Source organism: Collinsella sp. D33t1_170424_A12 (genome assembly GCF_015554865.1).
GTDB lineage: Bacteria > Actinomycetota > Coriobacteriia > Coriobacteriales > Coriobacteriaceae > Collinsella.
Genome location: NZ_JADNJJ010000085.1, coordinates 1 through 1017 on the forward strand (window position 1 = coordinate 1; position 1017 = coordinate 1017).

The 1017-nt window shown below is 67.6% G+C and carries 1 protein-coding gene; it reads right to left on the minus strand.

All coding sequences use genetic code 11. The features are described 5' to 3' along the window. Positions 1-171: 171 nt before the first annotated feature. The coding region (locus I2E26_RS04000) for an AAA family ATPase (RefSeq protein WP_195419694.1) at positions 172-1017 on the minus strand (846 nt) is incomplete at its 5' end.

Consider the following 1017-nt stretch of genomic DNA (forward strand, 5'->3'; position numbering starts at 1 on the left):
GCCCGGCCGTACGCGGTAGCTCCGCGGACGGCCGGGCCGGTTTTGCCTCTTGACAATGTTCAACTCATATTAAAGGGTGCGATGCGCAACGCGCGCATCGCACCCTTTTGGACTCATCTTTGATTCCAAAACAGCGCCCCTGTCGCCGGCAGCGCAGGGCAGCCGCAGCGGCTAGCCGCGTGCGGCCGCCCCGAGCTGGCCGCCGCCCGCACCCAGGCCGCGGCCGCTCGGGGCCGCGCCGGCGCTGCGCGGGGCCGCGGCGAATCCGGCACCGAGCTCGCCCGCGGCGCGCGGAGCGGGGATCTCGCCGACGCCATGGGTGAAGACGAAGGAGCCGTCCTCCACGTCGCACAGGACGGTGTCGCCCTCGTGCCACTCGCCCGCCAACAGCTCCTCGGACAGCGGGTCCTCGATCAAGCGCTGAATAGCACGGCGCAGCGGACGGGCGCCGTTGCTGAGATCGGTGCCCTCGGCCACGATCTTGTCGATAGCGGCATCGGTGAGGACGATGTTCATGCCGTTGGCGATGAGCCGTTGGCGCAGGTCGTCCACGAGCAGCCCGGCGATCTTGGTAAGCGACGCGCCCACCAGCTTCTTGAACACCACGATATCGTCGATGCGGTTCAGGAACTCGGGGCGGAACAGGCGCTTGAGCTCGCCCATCGCGCGCATGCGGATCTCGTCGGCGGTGAGGCCCGACTCGCCCGTGGTGCCGAAGCCCACCGACGCGTCCTGAGCGATCTCGCGAGCGCCCACGTTGGAAGTCATGATCACCACGGTGTTGCGGAAGTCGACGGTCTTGCCCTGGCCGTCGGTCAGACGGCCCTCGTCGAGCACCTGCAGCAGGATATTGAAGATGTCGGGGTGCGCCTTCTCGATCTCATCGAACAGCACCACCGAATACGGATGCCGACGCACGGCCTTGGTGAGCTGGCCGCCCTCGTCGTGCCCCACGTATCCCGGAGGCGAGCCGATGAGCTTGGAAACCTCGTACTCGCTGGCGAACTCGGACATGTC